The organism is Ramlibacter sp. GCM10027632, from assembly GCF_042675325.1.
Taxonomy (GTDB): Bacteria; Pseudomonadota; Gammaproteobacteria; order Burkholderiales; family Burkholderiaceae_C; genus Ramlibacter.
Window position 1 is genome coordinate 254,370 of record NZ_JBHTGW010000005.1, and the last position, 22,886, is coordinate 277,255.

26 protein-coding genes and 4 tRNA genes are annotated in these 22,886 nt (G+C 71.0%); 21 read left to right on the top strand and 9 right to left on the bottom strand.

From position 1 onward, the window contains the following. Window positions 1-7: 7 nt before the first annotated feature. Genes ACFQZY_RS10170 through ACFQZY_RS10180 form a run of 3 tightly spaced genes read left to right on the top strand, consistent with a single transcriptional unit; the run spans window position 8 to window position 2,422 of the window. Window positions 8-1,246, top strand: coding sequence for a class I SAM-dependent RNA methyltransferase (locus ACFQZY_RS10170; RefSeq protein ID WP_377415514.1), 1,239 nt, complete (start codon window positions 8-10; stop codon window positions 1,244-1,246). After that, entirely contained in the window at window positions 1,243-1,656 is a 414-nt protein-coding gene (locus ACFQZY_RS10175; protein WP_377415515.1) for a putative toxin-antitoxin system toxin component, PIN family, read from the top strand. Before ACFQZY_RS10170 ends, ACFQZY_RS10175 begins: the two co-directional genes overlap by 4 nt. Before the next feature lie 4 nt (window positions 1,657-1,660). Further along, window positions 1,661-2,422 carry a UPF0149 family protein gene (locus ACFQZY_RS10180; RefSeq protein ID WP_377415516.1) on the top strand — a complete coding sequence of 254 codons (762 nt, stop codon included), beginning with the start codon at window positions 1,661-1,663 and terminating at the stop codon, window positions 2,420-2,422. 12 nt (window positions 2,423-2,434) lie between these two features. On the opposite strand, the gene ACFQZY_RS10185 is transcribed toward ACFQZY_RS10180, so the two are convergent. From ACFQZY_RS10185 to apaG, 7 genes are all read right to left on the bottom strand, one after another. After that, entirely contained in the window at window positions 2,435-3,331 is an 897-nt protein-coding gene (locus ACFQZY_RS10185) for an alpha/beta fold hydrolase (RefSeq protein WP_377415558.1), read from the bottom strand. A gap of 20 nt (window positions 3,332-3,351) precedes the next feature. Then, window positions 3,352-3,834, bottom strand: coding sequence for a CinA family protein (locus tag ACFQZY_RS10190; RefSeq protein ID WP_377415517.1), 483 nt, complete (start codon window positions 3,832-3,834; stop codon window positions 3,352-3,354). After that, on the bottom strand, window positions 3,831-4,340 hold the full coding sequence (locus tag ACFQZY_RS10195; RefSeq protein ID WP_377415518.1) for a phosphatidylglycerophosphatase A: 510 nt from the start codon (window positions 4,338-4,340) through the stop codon (window positions 3,831-3,833). The genes ACFQZY_RS10190 and ACFQZY_RS10195 overlap by 4 nt, the downstream gene beginning before the upstream one ends. A gap of 7 nt (window positions 4,341-4,347) precedes the next feature. Beyond that, on the bottom strand, window positions 4,348-5,301 hold the full coding sequence (thiL, locus tag ACFQZY_RS10200) for a thiamine-phosphate kinase (protein ID WP_377415519.1): 954 nt from the start codon (window positions 5,299-5,301) through the stop codon (window positions 4,348-4,350). 34 nt (window positions 5,302-5,335) lie between these two features. After that, a complete protein-coding gene (locus ACFQZY_RS10205) occupies window positions 5,336-6,469 on the bottom strand; it encodes a YbdK family carboxylate-amine ligase (protein WP_377415520.1) in 1,134 nt (377 codons plus the stop codon). Beyond that, window positions 6,462-7,703, bottom strand: coding sequence for a cation:proton antiporter (locus ACFQZY_RS10210; RefSeq protein ID WP_377415521.1), 1,242 nt, complete (start codon window positions 7,701-7,703; stop codon window positions 6,462-6,464). Before ACFQZY_RS10210 ends, ACFQZY_RS10205 begins: the two co-directional genes overlap by 8 nt. Window positions 7,704-7,785: 82 nt before the next feature. Further along, window positions 7,786-8,166 (bottom strand): Co2+/Mg2+ efflux protein ApaG, encoded by a 381-nt coding sequence (apaG, locus tag ACFQZY_RS10215; protein ID WP_377415522.1) that lies wholly within the window; start codon window positions 8,164-8,166, stop codon window positions 7,786-7,788. A gap of 41 nt (window positions 8,167-8,207) precedes the next feature. On the opposite strand from apaG, the gene rpe reads away from it, so the two are divergent. Next, window positions 8,208-8,891: a ribulose-phosphate 3-epimerase gene (gene rpe / locus ACFQZY_RS10220; RefSeq protein WP_377415523.1), complete on the top strand. Its 684-nt coding sequence runs from the start codon at window positions 8,208-8,210 to the stop codon at window positions 8,889-8,891. Here the strand turns inward: rpe and ACFQZY_RS10225 are convergent. After that, window positions 8,857-9,231, bottom strand: a complete 375-nt coding sequence (locus ACFQZY_RS10225) for a hypothetical protein (RefSeq protein ID WP_377415524.1) — start codon at window positions 9,229-9,231, stop codon at window positions 8,857-8,859. The two genes, rpe and ACFQZY_RS10225, sit on opposite strands and share 35 nt — an antisense overlap. Window positions 9,232-9,421: 190 nt before the next feature. On the opposite strand from ACFQZY_RS10225, the gene ACFQZY_RS10230 reads away from it, so the two are divergent. The 11 genes from ACFQZY_RS10230 to ACFQZY_RS10280 all read left to right on the top strand — a co-directional run bounded on the left by ACFQZY_RS10230 (window position 9,422) and on the right by ACFQZY_RS10280 (window position 19,332). Next, window positions 9,422-9,553 carry a hypothetical protein gene (locus ACFQZY_RS10230; protein WP_377415525.1) on the top strand — a complete coding sequence of 44 codons (132 nt, stop codon included), beginning with the start codon at window positions 9,422-9,424 and terminating at the stop codon, window positions 9,551-9,553. Window positions 9,554-9,561: 8 nt separating this feature from the next. After that, window positions 9,562-11,715 (top strand): catalase, encoded by a 2,154-nt coding sequence (locus tag ACFQZY_RS10235; RefSeq protein ID WP_377415526.1) that lies wholly within the window; start codon window positions 9,562-9,564, stop codon window positions 11,713-11,715. A gap of 146 nt (window positions 11,716-11,861) precedes the next feature. Continuing rightward, window positions 11,862-12,239 (top strand): KGG domain-containing protein, encoded by a 378-nt coding sequence (locus ACFQZY_RS10240; protein ID WP_377415527.1) that lies wholly within the window; start codon window positions 11,862-11,864, stop codon window positions 12,237-12,239. Between the two features lie 71 nt (window positions 12,240-12,310). Next, window positions 12,311-13,072, top strand: a complete 762-nt coding sequence (locus ACFQZY_RS10245) for a molybdate ABC transporter substrate-binding protein (RefSeq protein WP_377415528.1) — start codon at window positions 12,311-12,313, stop codon at window positions 13,070-13,072. A 45-nt stretch (window positions 13,073-13,117) separates the two neighbouring features. Beyond that, complete coding sequence (gene gph, locus ACFQZY_RS10250) at window positions 13,118-13,774, top strand: phosphoglycolate phosphatase (protein ID WP_377415529.1); 657 nt, start codon at window positions 13,118-13,120, stop codon at window positions 13,772-13,774. 234 nt (window positions 13,775-14,008) lie between these two features. After that, window positions 14,009-15,529 carry an anthranilate synthase component I gene (gene trpE / locus ACFQZY_RS10255; protein WP_377415530.1) on the top strand — a complete coding sequence of 507 codons (1,521 nt, stop codon included), beginning with the start codon at window positions 14,009-14,011 and terminating at the stop codon, window positions 15,527-15,529. Between the two features lie 4 nt (window positions 15,530-15,533). After that, window positions 15,534-16,103 carry an anthranilate synthase component II gene (locus tag ACFQZY_RS10260; RefSeq protein WP_377415531.1) on the top strand — a complete coding sequence of 190 codons (570 nt, stop codon included), beginning with the start codon at window positions 15,534-15,536 and terminating at the stop codon, window positions 16,101-16,103. A gap of 7 nt (window positions 16,104-16,110) precedes the next feature. After that, entirely contained in the window at window positions 16,111-16,758 is a 648-nt protein-coding gene (locus ACFQZY_RS10265; RefSeq protein ID WP_377415532.1) for a LysE family translocator, read from the top strand. 17 nt (window positions 16,759-16,775) lie between these two features. Then, window positions 16,776-17,807, top strand: a complete 1,032-nt coding sequence (trpD, locus tag ACFQZY_RS10270; RefSeq protein ID WP_377415533.1) for an anthranilate phosphoribosyltransferase — start codon at window positions 16,776-16,778, stop codon at window positions 17,805-17,807. 5 nt (window positions 17,808-17,812) lie between these two features. Further along, the gene (gene trpC / locus ACFQZY_RS10275; protein ID WP_377415534.1) at window positions 17,813-18,601 is read left to right on the top strand and encodes an indole-3-glycerol phosphate synthase TrpC; all 789 of its coding nucleotides are present in this window, start codon (window positions 17,813-17,815) and stop codon (window positions 18,599-18,601) included. After that, on the top strand, window positions 18,598-19,332 hold the full coding sequence (locus ACFQZY_RS10280) for a uracil-DNA glycosylase (RefSeq protein WP_377415535.1): 735 nt from the start codon (window positions 18,598-18,600) through the stop codon (window positions 19,330-19,332). Before trpC ends, ACFQZY_RS10280 begins: the two co-directional genes overlap by 4 nt. 57 nt (window positions 19,333-19,389) lie before the next feature. On the opposite strand, the gene ACFQZY_RS10285 is transcribed toward ACFQZY_RS10280, so the two are convergent. After that, entirely contained in the window at window positions 19,390-20,565 is a 1,176-nt protein-coding gene (locus ACFQZY_RS10285; RefSeq protein WP_377415536.1) for a patatin-like phospholipase family protein, read from the bottom strand. A 141-nt stretch (window positions 20,566-20,706) separates the two neighbouring features. Between ACFQZY_RS10285 and ACFQZY_RS10290 the strand changes: the two genes are divergently transcribed. The 6 genes from ACFQZY_RS10290 to secE all read left to right on the top strand — a co-directional run bounded on the left by ACFQZY_RS10290 (window position 20,707) and on the right by secE (window position 22,878). Further along, window positions 20,707-20,792, top strand: a tRNA-Tyr gene (locus ACFQZY_RS10290). Window positions 20,793-20,887: 95 nt separating this feature from the next. Then, a tRNA-Gly gene (locus ACFQZY_RS10295) sits at window positions 20,888-20,961 on the top strand. 30 nt (window positions 20,962-20,991) lie between these two features. Beyond that, window positions 20,992-21,066, top strand: a tRNA-Thr gene (locus tag ACFQZY_RS10300). A gap of 46 nt (window positions 21,067-21,112) precedes the next feature. Next, window positions 21,113-22,303 (top strand): elongation factor Tu, encoded by a 1,191-nt coding sequence (gene tuf / locus ACFQZY_RS10305; protein WP_377415386.1) that lies wholly within the window; start codon window positions 21,113-21,115, stop codon window positions 22,301-22,303. 7 nt (window positions 22,304-22,310) lie between these two features. Next, window positions 22,311-22,386: transfer RNA gene (locus ACFQZY_RS10310), tRNA-Trp, on the top strand. A 111-nt stretch (window positions 22,387-22,497) separates the two neighbouring features. Then, the gene (gene secE / locus ACFQZY_RS10315) at window positions 22,498-22,878 is read left to right on the top strand and encodes a preprotein translocase subunit SecE (RefSeq protein ID WP_377415537.1); all 381 of its coding nucleotides are present in this window, start codon (window positions 22,498-22,500) and stop codon (window positions 22,876-22,878) included. Window positions 22,879-22,886: the final 8 nt, after the last annotated feature.

Genomic DNA, 22,886 nt, shown 5'->3' on the forward strand with positions numbered 1-22,886 from the left:
TCTTTCCATGAATTCGCTGCAGCTGTTCCTGCCTTGCGCCGCGGGCGTCGAAGACCTGCTGGCCGACGAGGTGCACCGCCTCACCGGCCTGGCCGGCCACGACCTGATGGTGGGCCGCGGCGGCGTGGTCGCCACCGCCTCCTGGCGCGAGGCCCTGCGCCTGAACCTCCACAGCCGCCTCGCGCAGCGCGTGCTGGTGCAGCTGTCGCACACGCCCTATCGCAACGAGGCCGACATCTACGAGGCCGCCGCCGCCGTGGCCTGGGAGATCTGGTTCACCCCGCGCCAGACCTTCAAGATCGAGATCACCGCGCAGCACAGCCCGCTCAAGAGCCTGAACTTCGCCGCGCTCAAGGTGAAGGACGCCATCGCCGACCGCTTCCGCCACAAGGCCGGCGTGCGCCCCAGCGTCGAGACGCAGTGGCCCGACGTGCGCGTCTACGTGCACCTCACCGCCAGCCACTGCACGCTGTACATCGACACCTCGGGCGAGCCGCTGTTCAAGCGCGGCTGGCGCGAGGACAAGGGCGACGCGCCGCTCAAGGAGACCCTGGCCGCGGCCATGATCGCCGCCAGCGGCTGGGACGGCAGCGTGCCGCTGTACGACCCGTGCTGCGGCAGCGGCACCATCGCCATCGAGGCGGCGCAGGTGGCCTGCGGCATCGCGCCCGGGCTGCTGCGGCGCTTCGGCTTCGAGAAGCTGCTGCCGTACCAGGCGCATGTGTGGTCGCAGGTCAAGGCCGAGGCCGAGGCGCTGCGCAAGCCCGCGCAGGTCACGGTGTACGGCTCCGACGTGGCCTTCCGGATGGTCGACTTCGCCAACCGCAACGCGCAGCGCGCGGGCGTGGCCGGCGTCGTGCAGTTCCGCGGCGGCGACGCGCTGCAACGCATGCCGCCCAGCGAGCAGCCCGGCATCCTGCTGGTGAACCCGCCCTATGGCGAGCGCATCGAGACCGCGGGCGTGGCCGGCCGCCACCAGGGCGGCCGCGAGCGCGCCCAGGTCGAGGAGGCGGGCGACTTCTTCGCCCAGCTCTCGGCGCACTGGAAGAAGCACTACCCCGGCTGGACCGCCTGGGTGCTCACGCCCGACCTCAAGCTGCCCTCGCGCATGCGCCTGAAGGAGTCGCGTCGCATCCCGATGTGGAACGGCCCGATCGAGTGCCGCCTGTTCCGTTTCGACATGGTGGCCGGCTCGGCGCGCGAGCGCGCGCCCGCGTCCCCGGCTCCGACTCCGCCCGCCGCATGACCGCCGTCGTCCTCGACACCAACATCGTGCTGGACGCCTTCGTCTTCGCCGACGAGGCCGCCCGCCCGCTGCTGCCCGCGCTGGAGGCCGGCCGCCTGCAGTGGCTGGCCACCGCCGCCATGCGCGAGGAGCTCGAGCGCGTGCTGGCCTATCCGCAGATCGTGCCGCGCCTGGCGCACTACGGCCTGCAGCCGGCCGACGTGCTGGCCCGCTTCGACCGCCACGCCGCGCTGGTCGAGGCGCCCGCCAAGGCCCCCGTCACCTGCAGCGACCCCGACGACCAGAAGTTCATCGACCTCGCCGTCGCCCGCCAGGCCCTGCTTCTGAGCAAGGACCGCGCGGTGCTCTCCATGAAGAAGCGCCTGGCCGCCTGGTCCGTGCGCGCCCAGCCCGCCCTTGAAAACGCCTGATGCCATGACCGACCCCCTCAAGACCGACGCCCCCCTGGGTTCCGACGATTTCGACGCGCTCGACGCCGTCCTCGACCAGCTGCGCGAGCAGGACGAGGACACGCCCGACTGGGAGTTCTGCGAGGGCTTCCTCGCCGCGCTGGTGTGCTGCCGCCGCGAGATCCCGCCGCAGGAATACTGGCCTGTGCTCCTGGGGGAGAAGTTCAACCCCATGGAGCACATGGAGTTCGTCTGGCGCTGGAAGCGCCGCTGGCAGGAGATCGCCGACGGCCTCGACGCCGAGGTCGACACGCTCGAGGACGAGCGCGCCTACCAGCCCGAGGTGCTGGACGTGCGCGGCGCGGTGCTGGCCCTGCCCGAGGGCGAGCGCGGCGACGGCGACCTCGAGGACCTGCCGTCCTTCGCCGAGACCTGGGCCCACGGCTTCCTCTATGCGATGCAGGCCTGGGAGGAGGACTGGGCGCCCCCGCGCGACAAGGAGGTGGCCGAGATGCTGGCCGATGCTATCGAGTCGATCGAGCAGCTCGCCTCGCCCGACACCGGCAAGCCCGAGATCAACATGCACACCGAGGACGGCCCGCCCAGCGTGAGCGACGCGCGCCTGAACGACTTCGGTGAGGCGATCTGGTCGGTCTACGACATCCGCCAGATCTGGCGCAGCCTGGGCCCGCGCGTGGAGGCCGTGCGCAAGGCGCCGGAACCCGGGCGCAACGATCCCTGCCCCTGCGGCAGCGGCAAGAAATACAAGAAGTGCCACGGGGCCTGACGCCCCTGCCCCTCAGCGGAAGAACGACCAGAGGGCGTCCGCCGTCTCCTGCGGCAGCTCCTCCGGGATGAAGTGGCCGGCGGGCATCGCCTGCCCGCTCACATGGCCGGCGCACTGGGCCTGCCACAGGTCCAGCGGCTTGAACATCCGGTGCACCAGCCCGCGCTCGCCCCACAGCACCAGCAGGTCGCAGGCGACCTGCTCGCCGCGCGAGCGGCTCTCGCGGTCGTGGTCCAGGTCGATCGAGGCGGCGGCGCGGTAGTCCTCGCAGGCGGCATGGATCGCCTCGGGGCGCATGAAGCAGCGTTCGTATTCGGCCAGGGCCTGCGGCTCGATGTGGCCCAGGCCGCCCGCGCCCCAGCCGCCCAGCTTGGCATGCAGGTACGGCCGCGGCGCGCCGCCGATCATGGTCTCGGGCAACGGCGAGGGCTGGATCAGGTGGAACCAGTGGTAGTAGCCGCGGGCGAAGGCCATGTCGGTGGCCGCGAACATGTCCAGCGTCGGCGCGATGTCGACCACGCACAGGCGCTGTACCCGCTGCGGGTGGTCCAGTGCGAGGCGGTGCGCGACGCGCCCGCCGCGGTCGTGGCCGCACACGAAGAACTGCGGGTGGCCCAGGGCCGTCATCAGCGCCACCAGGTCGCGCGCCATCTCCCGCTTGCTGTAGTTCGCATGGTCCGGCAGGCCGGGCGGCTTCGACGAATCGCCGTACCCGCGCAGGTCGGGTATCACCAGCCGGTAGTGCGTGGCCAGCTGCCGCGCCACGCGGTGCCACATCGCATGTGTCTGCGGGAAGCCGTGCAGCAGCAACAGCGGCGGCTTGCCGCGGTCGCCGCCGAAGCGGGCAAAGATCTCGATGCCGCCGCCGACCGGGAAGCGGCCCTGCTCGAATCCGTCGAACCAGCCCATGGATTCCTCCTTCACGGGTGTCATTCCTCGGTGGCTTCCACCAGCTGCGCCAGCCGCTGCAGCGCGTGGCGCACGGTGGCGGCGCGCACCGCGGCGCGGTCGCCGTCGAACTTCAGCATCTGGCTGGACAGGCGCCCGTCCACCATGAACCCGAACCACACCGTGCCCACCGGCTTGGCGGCGCTGCCGCCGGTGGGGCCGGCGATGCCGGTCACGGCCACGGCGACGCGGGCGCGCGAGCGCCGCGCCGCGCCGTGGGCCATGGCCCGGGCCACGATCTCGCTCACGGCGCCATGGGCCTCGATCTGCGCCGGGTCCACGCCCAGCATGTCGGCCTTGGCCTCGTTGGAGTAGGTGACGAAGCCGCGGTCGAACCAGTCGCTCGAGCCGGCCATCTCGGTGCAGGCCGCGGCGACCAGGCCGCCGGTGCAGCTCTCGGCGGTGGTCAGCATCCAGCCGCGATCGAGCAGCAGCCGGGACAGGCGGGTGACGTCCTCTGTCATGCGAAGAACCTCCACAGTGCGATCACGAACAGGGTGCAGAACGCGGCCACCAGGTCGTCCAGCAGGATGCCCAGGCCGCCGCGCCAGCCGAAGCCCTTGAACAGGCGGTCGGCCCAGCCCACCGGACCGGGCTTGGCCGCGTCGAAAAAGCGGAACAGGCCGAAGGCCGCGAGCTGCGCCCAGAAGCCGGCCGGCATCACCAGCCACAGCACGATCCAGAAGGCCACCACCTCGTCCCACACGATGTTGCCGGGATCGAGCTGGCCCAGGTGGTCGGCGGTGCGGGTGCAGGCCCACCAGCCCACCACCAGGGCGGCGGCGATCACCCAGCCCAGCGCGTCGGCCGGCAGCCACAGCTGCAGCACCAGCCAGGCCAGCCAGGCCCACAGCGTGCCGGCAGTGCCCGGGGCCAACGGCGACAGGCCGGTGCCGAAGCCCAGCGCGATGGCATGCGCCGGGTGCGAGAACGTGAAGCGGACGCTGGGCCGCAGCAAAGGTGGGGTCATGCGGGGTTCAGGCGAAATGGTCCCAGGAGGCGAAGCGGCCCTCGACGGCGCGGCCCTGGCCGTCGACCAGGCGCAGGCCCGCCGCGGCCTCGGTGTGGCCGATGCAGGTCACGCGCGTACCGGCGGTGCGGGCCGCGGCCAGGACCGCCTCGCGCCGCGTGGCGGGCGCGGTGAAGGCCAGCTCGTAGTCGTCGCCGCCGGCCAGCGCCAGCTCCAGCCGCTGCGCCGGCGTGAGCGCTGCGCCGGTGGCCGGCAGGGTGGCAGCGGCGTCGGTGTCGATCACCGCCCCCAGGCCGGACTGCCTGAGGATGTGGCCAAGGTCGCCGAGCAGGCCGTCGCTGATGTCCACGGCCGCCGTGGCGATGCCGCGCAGGGCCTGGCCCAGCGCCACCCGCGGCGTCGGCAGCTCCATCCGCTCGCGCGCCGCGTCGAAGGCGGCCTGCGGCACCGAGAGGCGGCCGCGGAACACCTCCAGCGCGAGGCGCGCGTCGCCGGTGTGGCCGCTGACCCAGAGCTCGTCGCCGGCGCGCGCGCCGGACCGCAGCAGGGCCTGCCCCGCCGGCACCTCGCCGAAGACGGTGATGCAGATGTTCAGGGGGCCGCGCGTGGTGTCGCCGCCCACCAGCTCGCAGTCGTGCGCGTCGGCCAGGGCCAGCAGGCCCTGCGAGAACGGCTCGAGCCAGCGCGCGTCGGCCTGCGGCAGCGACAGCGCCAGGGTGAAGGCCAGCGGGCGGGCGCCGCACGCGGCCAGGTCGCTGAGGTTGACGGCCAGGCACTTGTGGCCCAGGCGGCGCGCGTCCACGGTGGACAGGAAATGGCGGCCCTCGACCAGCATGTCGCTGGAAACGGCCAGCTGCATGCCGGGAGCGGGCGCGAGCAGCGCGCAGTCGTCACCCACGCCCAGCGGGCTGCGGCGCGCGGGGCGCTTGAAGAAGCGGTCGATCAGGTCGAATTCACCCATGGAGCGCCGAGCATAGCGCCCGCGCGCCGGGCCCCTAGGCCGATCCCCTCAGGCGGCCGGCGGCCTGGCGCACGGTCTCCGCCAGCAGCCGCTCGCGGGCCTGGCTCTCGCGCAGCCAGCGCGCGTCGTTGCGGCCGCGCGCGGCCTCGTCGGCGAGCAGGGCGAGGCCGGCGTCGGCCCCCAGGTCCATGCCATGGTCGGCGATGCGCTCCAGCGTCAGCGCGATGTGGTCCCGCAGCGGCAGGTGCTCGCCGGTGGTGGGCTCGACGTACACCGCTTCCAGGCCGAAGCGGCAGGCCTGGAAGCGGTTGTAGGTGTAGACGAGGTAGTCGTCCTCCGCGGGCATGAACGGCGACTCCTTCAGGAACCAGGCGGCCAGCGACTGCACCAGCCCCGCCAGGGCCGCGGCGCGCTCGATCGACAGCGGCGTGTCGAACACCCGGATCTCGATGGTGCCGAACTCCGGCTTGGGCCGGATGTCCCAGTAGAAGTCCTTCATGCTGCGGATCACCCCGGTACGGGTGGTCTTGGCGAAGTAGGCCTCGAACTCCGTCCACGACAGCGTGAACGGCGCGCGCCCCGACATCGGGAAGGCGAACACCGAGTTCAGGCGCGCCGAGTCGAACTGCGTGTCCTGTCCCTGCACGAAGGGCGAGGAGGCCGACAGCGCGATGAAGTGCGGGATGTAGCGCGACATGCGATGCAGCATCAGCAGCGCCGCGTCGGCGTCCGGGCAGCCCACATGCACGTGCTGGCCGAAGATGGTGAACTGCTTGCTCAGGTAGCCGTACAGGTCGGAGAGCTGCCGGAAGCGCGGCTTGTCGTAGATGCGCTGCTCGTGCCAGCGCTGGAACGGGTGGGTGCCGCCGCCCACCACCGCGATGTTGAGGCGGTCGGCGCAGTGCACCAGGGCGTCGCGCGTCACGCGCAGCTGCGCGGCCACCTCGCGCGCGCTGCGGCAGATGCCGGTGGAGACCTCGATCATGCTGGAGGTGATCTCCGGCACCGCGCTGCCCGGGATGGCGTGGCGCTGCATCAGCCGTAGCATCTCCTCGGCGTAGGGCGCGAGGTCGTAATCGTGGGTGTTGACCAGCTGCAGCTCCAGCTCCACGCCCAGCGTCAGGGCGTCGGACCGGCTGAAAGGCTCCAGAGAGAGGGCTTCAGGCATGGCGCTCCCGTGCCTCGGTCGCCGCCTCGCGCGAGGTCTCGCCGGCGCGGTAGATCGCGAAGGTGGCGACGATGGCGCCCACCACCTCCATCAGCAGGATGGCGGGCAGGGCCACGCTGGCCACCGGGGGGCCGAGGCTGGGGGAGGCCGCCGCGAACTCGGACACCAGCAGCAGCGCCACCGAGGCCATCGGCGACATGGCGCAGGCGGTCCACAGCGCCTGCCGCCAGCCCAGGCCGCTGCCCGCGTTGGCCAGGCCCACGCCCAGCACCTTGCCGGCCATGCGCGCGGCGAGCAGCGCCAGCACCAGGCCGGCGACGGCGGGGTTCCAGGGCGCCTGCGCCGCCACCACCGCCACCAGGACGAAATTCAACATGACCAGCAACGACGCCGCGGTCCCCAGCTGGTTCGGCCAGGACCAGGGGCGCGGGTGCATCTGCTTGAGGAAGATGCCCCCGAGCAGCGCAGCGAGCGGCGCCGAGCCGCCGAGGTCGTCGACCAGCACGGCGCTGGCGGCGATGCCGCAGATCAGGACGATCGAGGTGTTCTCGCTGGTCGGGCTCATCACGCGCAGCGCCGCCCGCAGCGCCAGCGCCAGGCCCAGGCCCACCAGCACCGACAGGCCCAGCACGAGCAGGATCGGCCACAGCGTGTCCCCCAGCGTCTCGCGGTGGCGGTGGATCACGTGGGTGCGCGCGCTGACCAGCGCCAGCGCGTAGAGCGCCCCCAGCGTGGTGAGCACCAGGGCGCGTTCGGTCACGGCGCCGGTGGCGCGGGTGTCGCGCACCACCCGGTTCAGGAGTGCGGGCGAACCCGTCACCGCGATCGCGGCCAGCGCCTCGCTGACGGTGGCGGCCATCCCCAGCTTGCGCATGGTGAAGTAGACGAGGGCGAAGGTGAGCGTGGCCTCGAGCAGGCTTTGCAGCAGCACCATCGGGTTGTGCCGGAACCAGCGCAGCGCGATGCGCCCGCCGGCCTCGAACAGCACGATCGCCACGCCCAGCTGCAGCAGCAGCAGGCCCGTGCCCTCGAGCGGCCAGACCGCCCCCGAAAAGCCCGCCAGGCCGGCGACGGCGCCCACCACGGAGTAGCCCACCACCTGGGGCAGGCCCAGTCGCCGCTGCACCAGGTGGCCGGCGGCGGCCGCCAGCGCCAGCAGCAGCGGCCATTGGAGGAGGGTGAGGTCGAAGGTGTCGCGCAGTGCGTCGCGCAAGGCGTACAGGACGTCGATCATGCAGAGTTCCCGTTGCGGGACTTTATCGACGACCTCCTGATGAGTCTGTAGGACTGGGGCTGAGCCGCGCCCGGATGCCGTCTCAGTGCAGGACGCGGCGCGAGCCGTCGTCGAGCACGAACAGCGGGATCTCGCACTCGAAGCGCTCGCCGTCCTCGGCCACGAAGAAGTACGCGCCGTGCATGGTGCCGGTGGGCGTGCGCAGGCGGCAGCCGCTGGCGTACTGGAACGACTCGCCCGGCTTGAGCAGGGGCTGGTGGCCCACCACGCCGAGCCCGCGGACCTGTTCGACCTGGCCGGTGGCATCGGTGATGTGCCAGTGCCGCGAGATCAGCTGCGCCGGCACCTCGCCGGTGTTGGTGAGGGTGATGGTGTAGGCGAAGCTGTAGACGCCATGCGACGGGTCGGACTCGTCGGGCAGGTATTCGGGCTGCGCTTCCACCTGGAACTGGTACTTGGCCATGGGCCGATGGTAGCGCCCGCGCGATTTGCGAGAATCGCGCGATGACCCAAACCCATCGCATCGCCCCCTCCATCCTGTCGGCCGACTTCGCCCGCCTGGGCGAGGAAGTGCGCAACGTGATCACCGCCGGCGCGGACTGGATCCACTTCGACGTGATGGACAACCACTACGTGCCGAACCTCACCTTCGGCCCGATGGTGTGCCAGGCGCTCAAGCCGCACGCGAAGAAGCCCGACGGCACGCCCGTGCCCATCGACGTCCACCTGATGGTGCAGCCGGTCGACGCGCTGGCCCAGCTCTTCGCAGACGCCGGCGCCGATTTCATCAGCTTCCACCCCGACGCCTCGACCCACGTGCACCGCAGCGTGCAGGCGATCAAGGCGCGCGGCTGCAAGGCCGGCCTGGTGTTCAACCCGGCCTCGTCCCTCGAGGTGCTGGATCACATGATCGATGAGATCGACCTGATCCTGATCATGAGCGTCAACCCCGGCTTCGGCGGCCAGGGCTTCATCGATTCGGCCCTGCGCAAGATCGAGCAGGCGCGCAAGCGCATCGACGCCAGCGGCCGTGACATCCGCCTCGAGGTGGACGGCGGCATCAAGGCCGACAACATCGCCCGCGTCGCCGCCGCCGGCGCCGACACCTTCGTGGCTGGCAGCGCCATCTTCGGCAAGCCCGACTACCGCGGCGTCATTGACGCGATGCGGGCGGCGCTGGCGGGCTGACCGGCTTCGCCTCGCCGTCCTCCCCGGTTCTTCCCCCGGCTTTCTCCTCGCGCTCCACCTCGCCGGGCGGCGCCGGCTCGCGCAGCCGGTGGTAGGTCGCGTCGGTCTCGACGCTGCGCGAGGTATCGGGGACGCCCCGTTCCAGGTCCTCGTGGGCCTGCCGCCCGACCCGCTCCATCGAGGGGCTGCGGGGGGCCTGATCGTCGCTTGATTCGTCCCGCTCGTGCGGCAGCCGAGGCACCGGCTGCTGGGTCTCTCCCTGCGCCGGCGAGGTCTCGCCCTGCGCGGGCGCCGCGGGCCCGGAGACCCCGGGGACATGTCCACGTCGTCGGATGCGCATGATGCGGCCAGCGTGCGCGCCGCGTGCCGCGCCCGCCATCGGACATCACCGCGGCCGCCGTCGGTGCCCTCCTACCCGGCCCGGCCGTCTGCTCCCACACGCGGGCCCGCCGGGCGATGACGGGTCACGCCCATGAGCTTTCCTACCCTTGCCGGCTGCAACCGGATCCAAGGCAGGGAGGGACATCGACATGCACATGCTGGCCGAGCTCGTTGGCTGGCCCGAGTGGCTGGTGTGGTGCGCCGCGAGCGCCGGCGGCATCCTCGTCGTGGCGGTCGTGGTCTACCTGGTCGAGGCCAGGCTGGACCTGGACCGCGCCTGAGGCCCGGGATGCCGCAGGCCCGCCCCGACCTCCCGCGCAAGGCCCGGCCGGCCGATGCGGTCGCCGCGCGCCAGCGCCAGCTCGACGCCTTCAGCGCCGCCCCCGAGGGGCCGCTCACCACCGACCAGGGCGTGGTCATCCCCGACAACCACGGCTCGCTTCGCGCCGGCGAGCGCGGCCCCACCCTGCTCGAGGACTTCATCCTGCGCGAGAAGCTCGCGCACTTCGAGCACGAGCGCATCCCCGAGCGGGTGGTGTTCGCGCGGGGATGCGCCGCCCATGGCTGGTTCGAGACCTACCGCAGCCTCTCGGCCTTCACCCGCGCCGACTTCCTGCAGGAGCCGGGAGGGCGAACGCCGGTGTTCGTGCGCTTCTCCAACCTCACCGGCGAGCGCGGCTCGGCCGACACCGTCCGCGACCTGCGCGGCTTCGCGGTGAAGTTCTACACGCGTGAGGGCAACTTCGACCTGGTGGGCGCCAGCTTCCCGGTGGCCTTCGTGCAGGACGCCATGAAGTTCCCCGACTTCGCCCACGCCCTCAAGCCCGCGCCTCACCACGGCATGCCGCAGGCGTCCAGCGCGCATGACGGCTTCTGGGACTTCTGCTCGCTGATGCCGGAGACCACCCATGCGCTGATGTGGCTGATGTCGGGGCACGCGCTGCCCCGCAGCCTGCGCATGATGGCCGGCTACGGCGTGCACACCTTCCGCCTGGTGAACGCGCATGGCACCCCGCACTTCGCCAAGTTCCACTGGCGCCCGCGCCTGGGCCGCCACGCGCTCGGTGCGGACGAGGCGCGCCGCATCGCCGGTCGCGACCCCGACTTCCTGCGCCGCGACCTGTGGGAGGCGGTGGCGCGCGGCCCGCAGCCCGAGTGGGAACTGGGCCTGCAGCTGATCGAGGAGGACCGCGCCGGCGGCCTGGGCATCGACCTGCTCGACCCCACCAAGCTGGTGCCCGAGGAGGTGCTGCCTGTGCAGGCCGTGGGCAAGCTGGTGCTGCATCGCAACCCGGACAACTTCTTCGCCGAGGCCGAGCAGGTGGCCTTCCACCCCGGCCACCTGGTGCCCGGCATCGACTTCAGCCACGACCCGCTGCTGCAGGGGCGGCTGGCGGCCTACACCGGCGCGCAGGTCTCGCGCCTCGGCGGGCCCAACGGCAGCGAGCTGCCGGTCAACCGGCCGGTGTGCCCGGTCCATGCGCTGCACCGCGATGGCGCCGGCCGGATCTCCATCGCGCAGGGCGTGGCGCACTACGAGCCCAACACCCTGGCCCAGGGCGGCGAGTTCCGGGTCGACGGCGGGCAGCAGGGGTTCCGCGGCGCCGATGCCGTCGCGGGCGCCGCCAAGCTGCGGTGCCGCCCGGCCAGCTTCGACGACCATTTCAGCCAGGCCACCCTGCTCTGGAACAGCCTGAGCCCGATGGAGAGGGAGCAGCTCGTCGCCGCCTTCCAGTGGGAGCTGGCCCAGGTGGAGGCGGTGGCGATCCGCCAGCGCGTGGTCGACAACCTGGCCCATGTCGACGCCCGCCTGGCCCGCAAGGTGGCCGAGCCCCTGGGGCTGGGCACCCCCGACCCGCGCGCCGCCGCAGGCCGCGCCGGCTTCCGCGAGGCGCCGCCCGCGCGCGGCGAGCCGCTGGAGCGCTCGCCCTCCCTGAGCCTGGACGCGCCGGCCCCGGGCATCGCGAGCCGGCGCATCGCCATCCTCGTCGCGCACGGGGTGGAGATCGGCGCCATGCGGGTGTTGCAGCAGGCCCTGCACGACGCCGGCGCGGTCACGCGGGTGGTCGCCGCGCACCTGGGCTTCGTCTCCACCTCCTCGGGGCAGCAGCTGGCGGTCGACCACGCCCTGGCCGCCGCGCCCTCGGTGCTGTTCGACGCGGTCATGGTCCCCGCCGGCGCGTCCAGCGCGCAGGCGCTCGCGGCCAGCGGCGACGCGGTGCATTTCGTGCTCGAGGCCTTCCGCCACGGCAAGGCCCTGTGCCTGATCGGCGAGGGGGCCCAACTGCTGCGGGCGCCGGGCGGGGAGGCCGCCTCCGCCCCCGGCGTGGTCACCGGCCGCAACGACCCGGCCACCCGGCTGCCGATGGCGCAGGAGTTCATGCAGGCGATCGCCCGGCACCGGCACTGGGGACGGCCCGGGGCCGAGGCCGTACCGGCCTGAGCCTGGTGCCGGCCGCCGGCTCGGCGCCCGCCCCCTCCTACGCGGGCTGCGCCGTCGTGCCGACGCACGTTGCGGCGCCCGCGGCTCCCAATGGCGCCCATGGGGCCGGCATGGGGCCGGCCGCCTGCATCCACAGGAGCATCACCATGGCATCCAGCAACCAGGGAAATCAAGGCAACCAAGGCAACCAAGGCAAGCAGGGCCAGCAAGGCGGACAGGCCAGCCAGAACGAGCAGGGCGGCTCCAACCGCGGCTTTGCCTCCATGGATCCCGACCGCCAGCGCGAGATCGCCAGCCAGGGCGGCAAGGCTGCCCACGAGAAGGGCACGGCCCACGAATTCACGCCGGAGGAGGCGCGCGAGGCCGGCAGCAAGGGCGGCAAGGCCGCCCATGAAAAGGGTACTGCCCACGAGTTCACCTCCGAGGAGGCGCGCGAGGCCGGACGCAAGGGCGGCGAGGCCAGCGGCGGCGGCAACCGCGGCGGCAGCCAGGGCGGCCAGGGAGGCAGCGACCGCAACCGCTGAAGGCCGGCACCGGCAAGGGGCCGCGCGTGGCCCCTAAGATGGCGCGGTTTCCACTTCCCGGAAGTCGCGCCATGTCCCTGCCCGCCCGCCTCCTGGCGACCGCGCTCCTCGCGCTGTCCGCCGCCGTCCATGCCGATACGGTCAAGGTCCTGACCACCGGGGCCTTCAAGCCCGTGGTCAGTGCGCTGGTGCCGGCCTTCGAGGCCCGCACCGGCCACCGCGTCGAGGTCGTGAACGACACGGCGGGCGCCATCATCCGCCGCATCGCCGGGGGCGAGGGTTTCGACGTGCTGGTGCTCACCCCCGCCGGCCTGCAGCCGCTGGGGGCCGAGGGCCGGGTGGAGGCGGCCAGCATCCGGCCGCTGGCGCGCGTGGCCATCGGTGTCGCGGTCAAGGCCGGCGATCCTGCGCCCGCGCTCGGCACGGTCGACGAGTTCCGGCAGGCCGTGCTGGCGGCGCGGCGCGTCGCCTACATCGACCCGGCCGCCGGCGGCTCCAGCGGCATCTACCTCGACGGCCTGTTCCAGCGCATGGGCCTGGCCGAGGCGGTGCGGGCCAAGGCCGTCCTGGTGCCGGGCGGCCTGGTGGCGCAGCGCCTGGTCACCGGCGAGGCCGACCTGGCGATCCACCAGGTCAGCGAGATCCTGGCCGTGCCCGAGGCCCGCCTGGTCGGCACGCTGCCCGAGGCGATCCAGAACTACACCACCTACGCCGGCGCGGTCAGCGCCCGCACCGCGGTGCCCGCGGCGGCCCGCGCCTTCCTGGCCGAACTGGCCGCCCCGCAGGCGGCTGCGACGGTGCGGGCCAAGGGCATGGAGCCCGTGGCGCCCTGAGGCCGCGGGGGTGAGTCCCCCCTCGGGCTCGGGCACACTCGGCGCATGAGCCTTCCCCCGCTGTCCTCCTTCCAGGCTGCCATCGTCGACCTCGACGGCACCCTGGTCGATACCCTCGGCGACTTCACCGTCGCCCTCAACGGCACCCTCGCCGAACTCGCCCTGCCCACGCTGGAGCGCGCCGCCATCGAGCGCATGGTCGGCAAGGGTTCCGAGCACCTGATTCGCAGCGCCCTGCATGCCGTCGGTGCGCACGCTGACCGCTTCCGCGACGCCTGGGAGGCCTACCAGCGCCATTACGACGCCACCAACGGCCGCCATGCCGAGGTCTACCCCGGCGCCGCCGAGGGCCTGCGGCGCCTGCGCGAGGCCGGCCTGCGCCTGGCCTGCGTCACCAACAAGCCGGGCCGCTTCGCCCGTGACCTGCTGGAGGCCAAGGGACTGCTCGAGCCGTTCGAGCAGGTCTTCGGCGGCGACGCTTTCGAGCGCAAGAAGCCCGACCCGCTGCCATTGCTCATGGCCTGCCGCGCGCTGGGCAGCGAGCCGGCGCGCACGCTGATGGTGGGCGATTCGAGCAACGATGCCCAGGCCGCGCGCGCCGCCGGATGCCCGGTGGCCCTCGTCACCTACGGCTACAACCACGGCGAGCCGGTGACCGCGGTCGATGCCGACGCCTGGGTCGACGCGATCGACCAGCTTTGACTGGCCGTGGTCCGCGCGCCACGGCCGTTTGCTACACTGGCCCGTCATGTTCATCCACCGCACCACGATCACAGGTTGCTCCGACCGGGGAGCCTGGCCCTGGCGTAAGCCAGTGAACGTGCGCGCCTGATTGCACGGGGCCACCCGTGCCCCCGCGCCCCGCGTCGTTGCCATGCGCGGGGCACACCGATCGAATCCGCGGCCCCGTGCCGCCGAGCTTGTGGAGGCTCACCCATGATCACTGAACTCGAGTTCAAAAGCCTGGCCCAGCAAGGCTTCAACCGCATCCCCCTCATCGCCGAGGCCTTCGCGGACCTGGAAACCCCCCTGTCCCTGTACCTGAAGCTGGCCCATGCCAAGGGCGACGGGCGCCTGTCCTTCCTGCTGGAGTCCGTCGTCGGCGGCGAGCGCTTCGGCCGCTACAGCTTCATCGGCCTGCCCGCGCGCACCCTGTTGCGCGCCAGCGGCTTCGGCGCCGAGGCGAAGACCGAGGTGGTGCGCGACGGCATCGTCATCGAGACGAACCGCGGCAACCCGCTGGACTTCATCGAGGCCTACCAGCAGCGCTTCAAGGTGGCCCTGCGCCCCGGACTGCCGCGTTTCTGCGGCGGCCTGGCTGGCTACTTCGGCTACGACACGGTGCGCCACATCGAGAAGAAGCTCGCGGCCACCTGTCCGCCCGACACGCTGCACTGCCCCGACATCCTGCTGCTGCAGTGCGAGGAACTGGCGGTCATCGACAACCTCTCGGGCAAGCTGTACCTGATCGTCTACGCCGACCCGTCGCAGGGCGAGGCCTACGCCAACGGCAAGAAGCGCCTGCGCGAGCTGAAGGACCTGCTGAAGTACTCGGTCAGCGCGCCCACGGTGAAGCAGACCCAGTCCTACCCCGTCGAGCGCGAGTTCGCCAAGGCCGACTACCTGGCGGCCGTGGAGCGCTCCAAGGAGCTGATCGCCGCCGGCGACTTCATGCAGGTGCAGGTGGGCCAGCGCCTGAAGAAGCGCTACACCGAGTCGCCGCTGTCGCTGTACCGCGCGCTGCGCTCGCTCAATCCCAGCCCGTACATGTACTACTACAACTTCACGGGCTACGACGGCCAGGGCGGCGACTTCCACGTGGTCGGCGCCTCGCCCGAGATCCTGGTGCGCCAGGAGCAGGTGCCCGAGGGGCAGAAGGTCACCATCCGCCCGCTGGCCGGCACCCGCCCGCGCGGCGCCACGCCCGAGGCCGACAAGGCCACCGAGATCGAGCTGCTGGCCGACCCCAAGGAGCGTGCCGAGCACGTCATGCTGATCGACCTGGCCCGCAACGACATCGGCCGCATCGCCAAGACCGGCAGCGTCAAGGTCACCGAGGCTTTCGTCGTCGAGCGGTACAGCCACGTGATGCACATCGTGAGCAACGTCGAGGGCCTGCTCAATGACGGCATGAGCAACATGGACGTGCTGCGCGCCACCTTCCCCGCGGGCACGCTCACCGGCGCGCCCAAGGTGCACGCGATGGAGCTGATCGACCAGCTCGAGCCGAGCAAGCGCGGCCTGTATGGCGGCGCCTGCGGCTACCTCAGTTTCGCGGGCGACATGGACGTGGCCATCGCGATCCGCACCGGCATCGTCAAGGACCAGACCCTCTACGTGCAGGCCGCCGCCGGCGTCGTCGCCGACTCCGTCCCCGAGCTGGAGTGGAAGGAGACCGAGGCCAAGGCGAGGGCGCTATTGCGCGCCTCGGAGCTGGTGGAAGAAGGACTGGAGTGACGCCATGAAGCTCGTGATGATCGACAACTACGACAGCTTCACCTACAACCTGGTGCAGTACTTCGGCGAACTCGGCGCGCAGGTGGAGGTGTTCCGCAACGACGAGATCACCCTCGAGGGCGTCGCGGCGCGCGGCGCCGACCGCCTCGTGATCTCCCCCGGGCCCTGCTCGCCCGCCGAGGCCGGCATCTCGGTCGAGGCGATCCGGCACTTCGCCGGCAGGCTGCCGATCCTGGGCGTGTGCCTGGGCCACCAGAGCATCGGCGCGGCCTTCGGCGGCAACATCATTCGCGCGCAGCAGCTGATGCACGGCAAGACCAGCGAGATCACGACCACGCAGGAAGGCGTCTTCGCCGACCTGCCGGCGCGCTTCACCGTGAACCGCTACCACTCGCTGGCCATCGAGCGCAGCACCTGCCCCAAGGAGCTGGTGACCACCGCCTGGACCGAAGACGGCGAGATCATGGGCGTGCGCCATCGCGAGCTCCCCATCCAGGGCGTGCAGTTCCATCCCGAGTCCATCCTCACCGAGCACGGGCACGCGATGCTGAAGAACTTCCTGGACCAGCGCTGAGGCTGCCATGCCGATCGACCAGCTCCTGCTGTTCATCGTCGCCGGCCTGCTCCTGAACCTCACGCCGGGGCCCGATGTCCTGCTGATCGTCTCCCACGCCCTGCGCAGCGGTGCCCGCGCGGGCCTGGTGGCGGCGGCGGGCATCTGCGCCGGCTGCATGGTCCACATCGTGGCCGGTGCGGTGGGCGTGAGCGCCCTGGTCGCGGCCTCGGCCTCCGCCTTCACCGTCCTCAAGTGGGTCGGCGCGGCCTACCTGGTGTACATCGGCGTGCGCGCGCTCCTGAGCCGCTCGCCCGCGCCGCTGGACCTGCCCCAGGCCGGCGCCGCACCGGTACCCGCGGACCTGCGCCGCGTGTTCTGGCAAGGCTTTGCCACCAACGCCCTCAACCCCAAGGTGGCCCTGTTCTTCCTGGCCTTCCTGCCCCAGTTCATCGGGCCGCAGGTGCAGGACAAGACCCTGGCCTTCCTGCTGCTGGGGCTGTTGTTCGACTTCAACGCGCTGTGGGTCTGCGCCGGCTGGGCCGTCGCGGCCGCGTGGCTGGCGCGCCGCGTCGGCGCGGTCCGCCGCAGCCTGCACGGGCTCGAACGCGCCGCCGGCGCGCTGTTCGTCGCCTTCGGCCTCAAGCTCGCCCTCTCCGAACCCCCGACCCGCTGACGGGAAAGGAACACCCCATGCCCATCACCCCCCAGGAAGCCCTCCAGCGCACCATCGAGCACCGCGAGATCTTCCACGACGAGATGCTGCACCTGATGCGCCTGATCATGAGCGGCGAGCTCTCGCCCGTCATGACCGCGGCCATCGTCACCGGCCTGCGCGTGAAGAAGGAGACCATCGGCGAGATCACTGCCGCCGCGCAGGTGATGCGCGAGTTCTCCACCAAGGTCCACGTGGCCGACAAGACCCACCTGGTCGACATCGTCGGCACCGGCGGCGACGGCTCGCACACCTTCAACATCTCCACCTGCTCGATGTTCGTGGCCGCCGCCGCGGGCGCCAAGGTCTCCAAGCATGGCGGGCGCAGCGTGAGCAGCAAGTCCGGCAGCGCCGACGTGCTCGAGAGCCTGGGCGTCAACATCAACCTCCCGCCCGAGGCCATCAGCCGCTGCGTGCAGGAGACCGGCATCGGCTTCATGTTCGCCCCCAACCACCACCCCGCGATGAAGAACGTCGCGCCGGTGCGCAAGGAGCTGGGCGTGCGCACCCTCTTCAACATCCTCGGCCCGCTGACCAATCCCGCCGGCGCCCCGAACATCCTCATGGGCGTGTTCCACCCCGACCTGGTGGGCATCCAGGTGCGCGCGCTGCAGCGCCTGGGCGCCGAGCACGCGCTGGTGGTCTACGGGCGCGACGGCATGGACGAAGTGAGCCTGGGCGCCGCCACCCTGGTGGGCGAGCTCCGGGACGGCCAGGTCACCGAGTACGAGATCCATCCCGAGGACTTCGGCTTCGCGATGGCGAGCAACCGCGCGCTCAAGGTCGAGACGCCCGAGCAGTCCCGCCAGATGCTGCTGGACGTGCTGGACAACCGGCCCGGCCCGGCGCGCGACATCGTCCTGCTCAATGCGGGCGTCGCGCTGTACGCGGCGAACGTCGCGGACACCATGAAGGCCGGCATCGACAAGGCCCGCGCCGCCATCGAAAGCGGCGCCGCGCGCGCCAAGCTCGCGCGCCTCGTCGAAGTCGCCGCACAACACAAGGCCTGAATCCCATGTCTGACATCCTGAACAAGATCGTTGCCGTCAAGCACGAGGAAATCGCCGCCGCGAAGAAGAAGGTCTCGCTCGAGTCCATTCGCGCCGACGCCGAGAGCCGCGTGCTCACGCGCGACTTCGAGGGCGCCCTGCGGCGCAAGATCGCCGCCGGCCTGCCCGCCGTGATCGCCGAGGTCAAGAAGGCCAGTCCCAGCAAGGGCGTGCTACGCGCCGACTTCATCCCCGCCGACATCGCCCAGAGCTACGCCGAGCACGGCGCGGCCTGTCTCTCGGTGCTGACCGACCGCCAGTTCTTCCAGGGGCAGCCCGACTACCTGAAGCAGGCCCGCGCCTCGTGCGACCTGCCGGTGCTGCGCAAGGACTTCATGGTCGATCCCTACCAGGTCTACGAGGCCCGGGCCATGGGCGCCGACTGCATCCTGCTGATCGCGGCCTGCCTCTCCGATGCGCAGATGGCCGACCTCGAGGCCATCGCACGCGGCCTGGACATGGCCGTCCTCGTCGAGGTGCACGATGGCGACGAGCTCGATCGCGCGCTGAAGCTCAAGACCCCGCTGGTGGGCATCAACAACCGCAACCTGCGCACCTTCGAGGTCTCGCTGGACACCACGCTGGGGCTGCTGCCCCGCGTGCCGGCCGACCGCCTGCTGGTCACCGAGTCCGGCATCCTCTCCAAGGCCGATGTGCAGAAGATGCGCGCCGCCAACGTCAACGCCTTCCTGGTCGGCGAGGCCTTCATGCGCGCGCCCGAGCCGGGCGAGGCGCTCGCGGCCCTGTTCGGGTGAGCCCGGTGACGCCGGACCTCTTCGCCTCCGGCGCCGCCGACCGCCTGCAGGACTGGGACCCGCACCACTGGCCCGTCGCGCCCGACTGGAGGCCGGTGGTCGACGCCTTCCTCGACAGCCCCACCGGCCGCTCGCTCGGCGCGTTCATCCGCGCGCGCCTCGACGCAGGCGCGACCGTCTTCCCGCCGCAGCCGTTCCGGGCGCTCGAGCTTACGCCGCTGGCCTCGGTGCGCGCCGTCATCCTGGGCCAGGACCCGTACCACGGCCTGGGCCAGGCGCAGGGGCTGGCCTTCTCCGTCGCGCCCGGCGTGAGGCTGCCGCCGTCGCTGCGGAACATCTTCAAGGAGCTGGGCGTGAAGCCCGCCGACGGCTCGCTGGTCGCCTGGGCGCAGCGCGGCGTGCTGCTCCTGAACACCAGCCTCACCGTCGAGGAGGGCCAGCCCGCCAGCCATGCGAAGAAGGGCTGGGAAGTGCTCACCGACGCCCTCATCGCGCGCGTCGCCGCCACCGCCTCGCCCTGCGTCTACTTCCTCTGGGGCGCGCACGCGCAGGCCAAGGCCGGCCTCATCGAGTCCCAGGCCCTCGCGCATGGGCGCGAGGTGCTGGTGGTCCAGTCCAACCATCCCTCGCCGCTGTCGGCCACGCGCGGGCCAGCGCCCTTCATCGGCAGCGGCCAGTTCGTGCGGGCCCGCGAGTGGCTGGCTGCGCGCGGGGTCGCGGGCGTCATCTGAAGCGCCTGGGGGTCTGCATCCCGGGCGCTGCGTGGCCGGCGGACGCGCCGGATCCATTCACGGCGCCTGGCCGTTCCCGCCCTCCCGTCCGCGTCCGAGCAGGCGCCCCAGCCACGGCCTGAACCCGCGCTCGCGCACCGTCGCGCCCTCGGCCGGCGGCGCGCAGGCCGAAGGCCAGTCGATGCGCGTGTCGTCTTCGTAGTCCGCGGCCACGTCGACCGTGCCGCGCACGCCGATGTCGTCGGCATGCAGGACCAGCCACTGGCGGCCCGCGTCCTGCCCGATGTGGAACAGGTCGCGGATCAGGGCAGGGTCGGTGTCGGCCTTGCTCGCCGCGGTGTACGCCAGCAGCGCGGCCCCGCCATCCACGCGGTGCAGCCGCACCGACTTGCAGTGCCCCGGCACCATGTGCCCGCCCTCGATCAGGCGGTTGATCTTGTCGATGCCGCGCATCTGCGCCAGCAGGCTCGCGTTGAAGGTCAGCTCGTTCATGCGGTCCGCGATCCGGCTGGCCGTGTCGGGCAGGCCGTCGCGCCGCAGCGGGTTGATCTGGACGACGAGGATGTCGTCATGCCGCCCCGACGCGATCAGGGGCGTCAGCGGCGGGTTCACCGCATAGCCGCCGTCCCAGTACGCCTGCCCGCCGATGCGCACGGCCTGGAACAGCGTGGGCAGGCAGGCCGAGGCCGCCACCGCATCGCGCGTGAGCGCGGCGCCGCTGAAGATCACCGCCTTGCCGGTGGCCACGTGCGTGGCCGAGACGAACACGCGCGGCACGCCCGCGCGGCGCAGTGCAGTGAAGTCGATGCGCCGCTGCAGCAGGTCTCGCAGCGGGTTGATGTCCAGCGGATTCGTCTGGTAGGGCGACAGCAGGCCGGTGACGGCCTGCGCCCATGGGTTCGGCAGGCCCCATGGCGCACCGTCGCCGCCCCACAGCGCACGGGCCATGCGGTCCTGCAGCGAGCCGAGCGCGCCCCAGCTGCCGACCTCGTCCCACAGCCTCGCCAGCGCCTCGCGCGCGGCGACGCGGCGATCGCCTTTCGCGGTGGCCCACCCGCTGGCCAGGGCCACCGCATTCACCGCGCCGGCGCTGGTGCCGGACAGGCCCTCGATGGCGATGCGACGGTCCGCCAGCAGCGCGTCGAGCACGCCCCAGGTGAAGGCCCCGTGCGAGCCGCCGCCCTGCAACGCGAGGTTGAGGGTCTTCGGTCCGGGGCCGGTGTCGGCGTCCATGGCCAAGATTTTCTTCAGCCTGATGCGGTCCGCCTTGGGAATGTCACGGTTTGTTTGGCACAATAGCGGTCTTCGTCGCAAATTCTTCGAAGAGCACTTCGGCTACTGCGCAAAACCGTGCTATAGTTCGAGGTTCCTCGCGGAGGGGTGCCCGAGTGGCTAAAGGGGGCAGACTGTAAATCTGTTGGCTTACGCCTACGCTGGTTCGAATCCAGCCTCCTCCACCAGCGATTTCTTCGGAAGTTGCGACAGCGAGAAAGTGTGAACTGATTGAGTGGTAGCGCCAGGAAGCCTGCCGAGGGCCCAAAGAGCTTCGCCCGATGCGGGAGTAGTTCAATGGTAGAACCTTAGCCTTCCAAGCTAATGACGCGGGTTCGATTCCCGTCTCCCGCTCCATCGATCAGGTTGCGCAGCGAAAAGAATTTCGCCCTTGTGGCTCAGTGGTAGAGCACTCCCTTGGTAAGGGAGAGGTCGCGGGTCCGATTCCCGCCAAGGGCACCAATTTCAGTTGTGATCGTCTAGCTATCTCTTTCGAAGGGCGAAAAAAATGGCAAAAGGTAAATTCGAGCGGACCAAGCCGCACGTGAACGTGGGCACCATTGGCCACGTGGACCACGGCAAGACCACCCTGACGGCGGCGATCACCACCGTGCTGGCCACCAAGTTCGGCGGCGAAGCCAAGGCCTACGACCAGATCGATGCGGCCCCGGAAGAGAAGGCTCGCGGCATCACGATCAACACCGCCCACGTCGAGTACGAGACGGCCAACCGCCACTACGCCCACGTGGACTGCCCTGGCCACGCCGACTACGTCAAGAACATGATCACCGGCGCTGCCCAGATGGACGGCGCCATCCTGGTGTGCTCGGCCGCTGACGGCCCGATGCCCCAGACCCGTGAGCACATCCTGCTGGCCCGCCAGGTGGGCGTGCCCTACATCATCGTCTTCCTGAACAAGTGCGACATGGTCGACGACGCCGAGCTGCTCGAGCTGGTGGAGATGGAAGTGCGCGAGCTGCTGTCCAAGTACGACTTCCCTGGCGACGACACCCCGATCATCAAGGGTTCGGCCAAGCTGGCGATGGAAGGCGACAAGGGCGAGCTGGGCGAAGGCGCGATCCTGAAGCTGGCCGAGGCCCTGGACTCCTACATCCCCACGCCTGAGCGTGCGGTTGACGGCGCGTTCCTGATGCCGGTGGAAGACGTGTTCTCGATCTCTGGCCGCGGCACCGTGGTGACCGGTCGCGTCGAGCGCGGCATCATCAAGGTCGGCGAGGAAATCGAGATCGTCGGTATCAAGCCGACCCTGAAGACCACCTGCACGGGCGTGGAAATGTTCCGCAAGCTGCTGGACCAGGGCCAGGCTGGCGACAATGTGGGTATCCTGCTGCGCGGCACCAAGCGTGAAGAAGTCGAGCGCGGCCAGGTGCTGTGCAAGCCCGGCTCCATCAAGCCGCACACGCACTTCACCGCCGAGGTGTACGTGCTGTCCAAGGACGAGGGTGGCCGCCACACGCCGTTCTTCAACAACTACCGTCCCCAGTTCTACTTCCGCACCACGGACGTGACCGGCGCGATCGAGCTGCCGAAGGACAAGGAAATGGTCATGCCCGGCGACAACGTGACGATCACCGTCAAGCTGATCGCCCCGATCGCCATGGAAGAAGGTCTGCGCTTCGCCATCCGCGAAGGCGGCAAGACCGTCGGCGCCGGCGTCGTTGCCAAGATCATGGAGTGATTCCAGTAGGGGTATAGCTCAATTGGCAGAGCGTCGGTCTCCAAAACCGAAGGTTGTAGGTTCGATTCCTACTGCCCCTGCCACCTGAGTGGCCCCCGGCTCACCGCAAGGTGATGCAAAAACCAACCCGCCGCGCCCCGGCGGGTTTGGTGCCTTCAAGGCACCGAAGAACCTGAAGCAGGAAAACGCCTTCCATGGCCACTTCTCAAGTTGAAACCGTCAGCACGGGCGCCGACAAGGCCAGGCTCGCGGTGGCTGCTGCGCTGGTGATTGCCAGCCTCGTGGCCTTCTACCTGCTTGCCAAGCAAGGCGCCATCGCCCAATGGGGCGCGCTGCTGCTGGGGCTGGTTGCTGCCGCCGCCGTGTTCTTCACGGCCGAGACCGGCAAGCAGCTGATCGCCTTCGGTCGCGAGGCCCTGCGCGAGGTCAAGAAGGTGGTGTGGCCCACCCGCAAGGAATCCATGCAGATGACGGCGTACGTGTTCGCCTTCGTGCTGGTCATGGCCATCTTCCTGTGGGTCACCGACAAGACGATCGAATGGGTCTTCTATGACCTCATCCTGCGCTGGAGGTAACCCGTGAG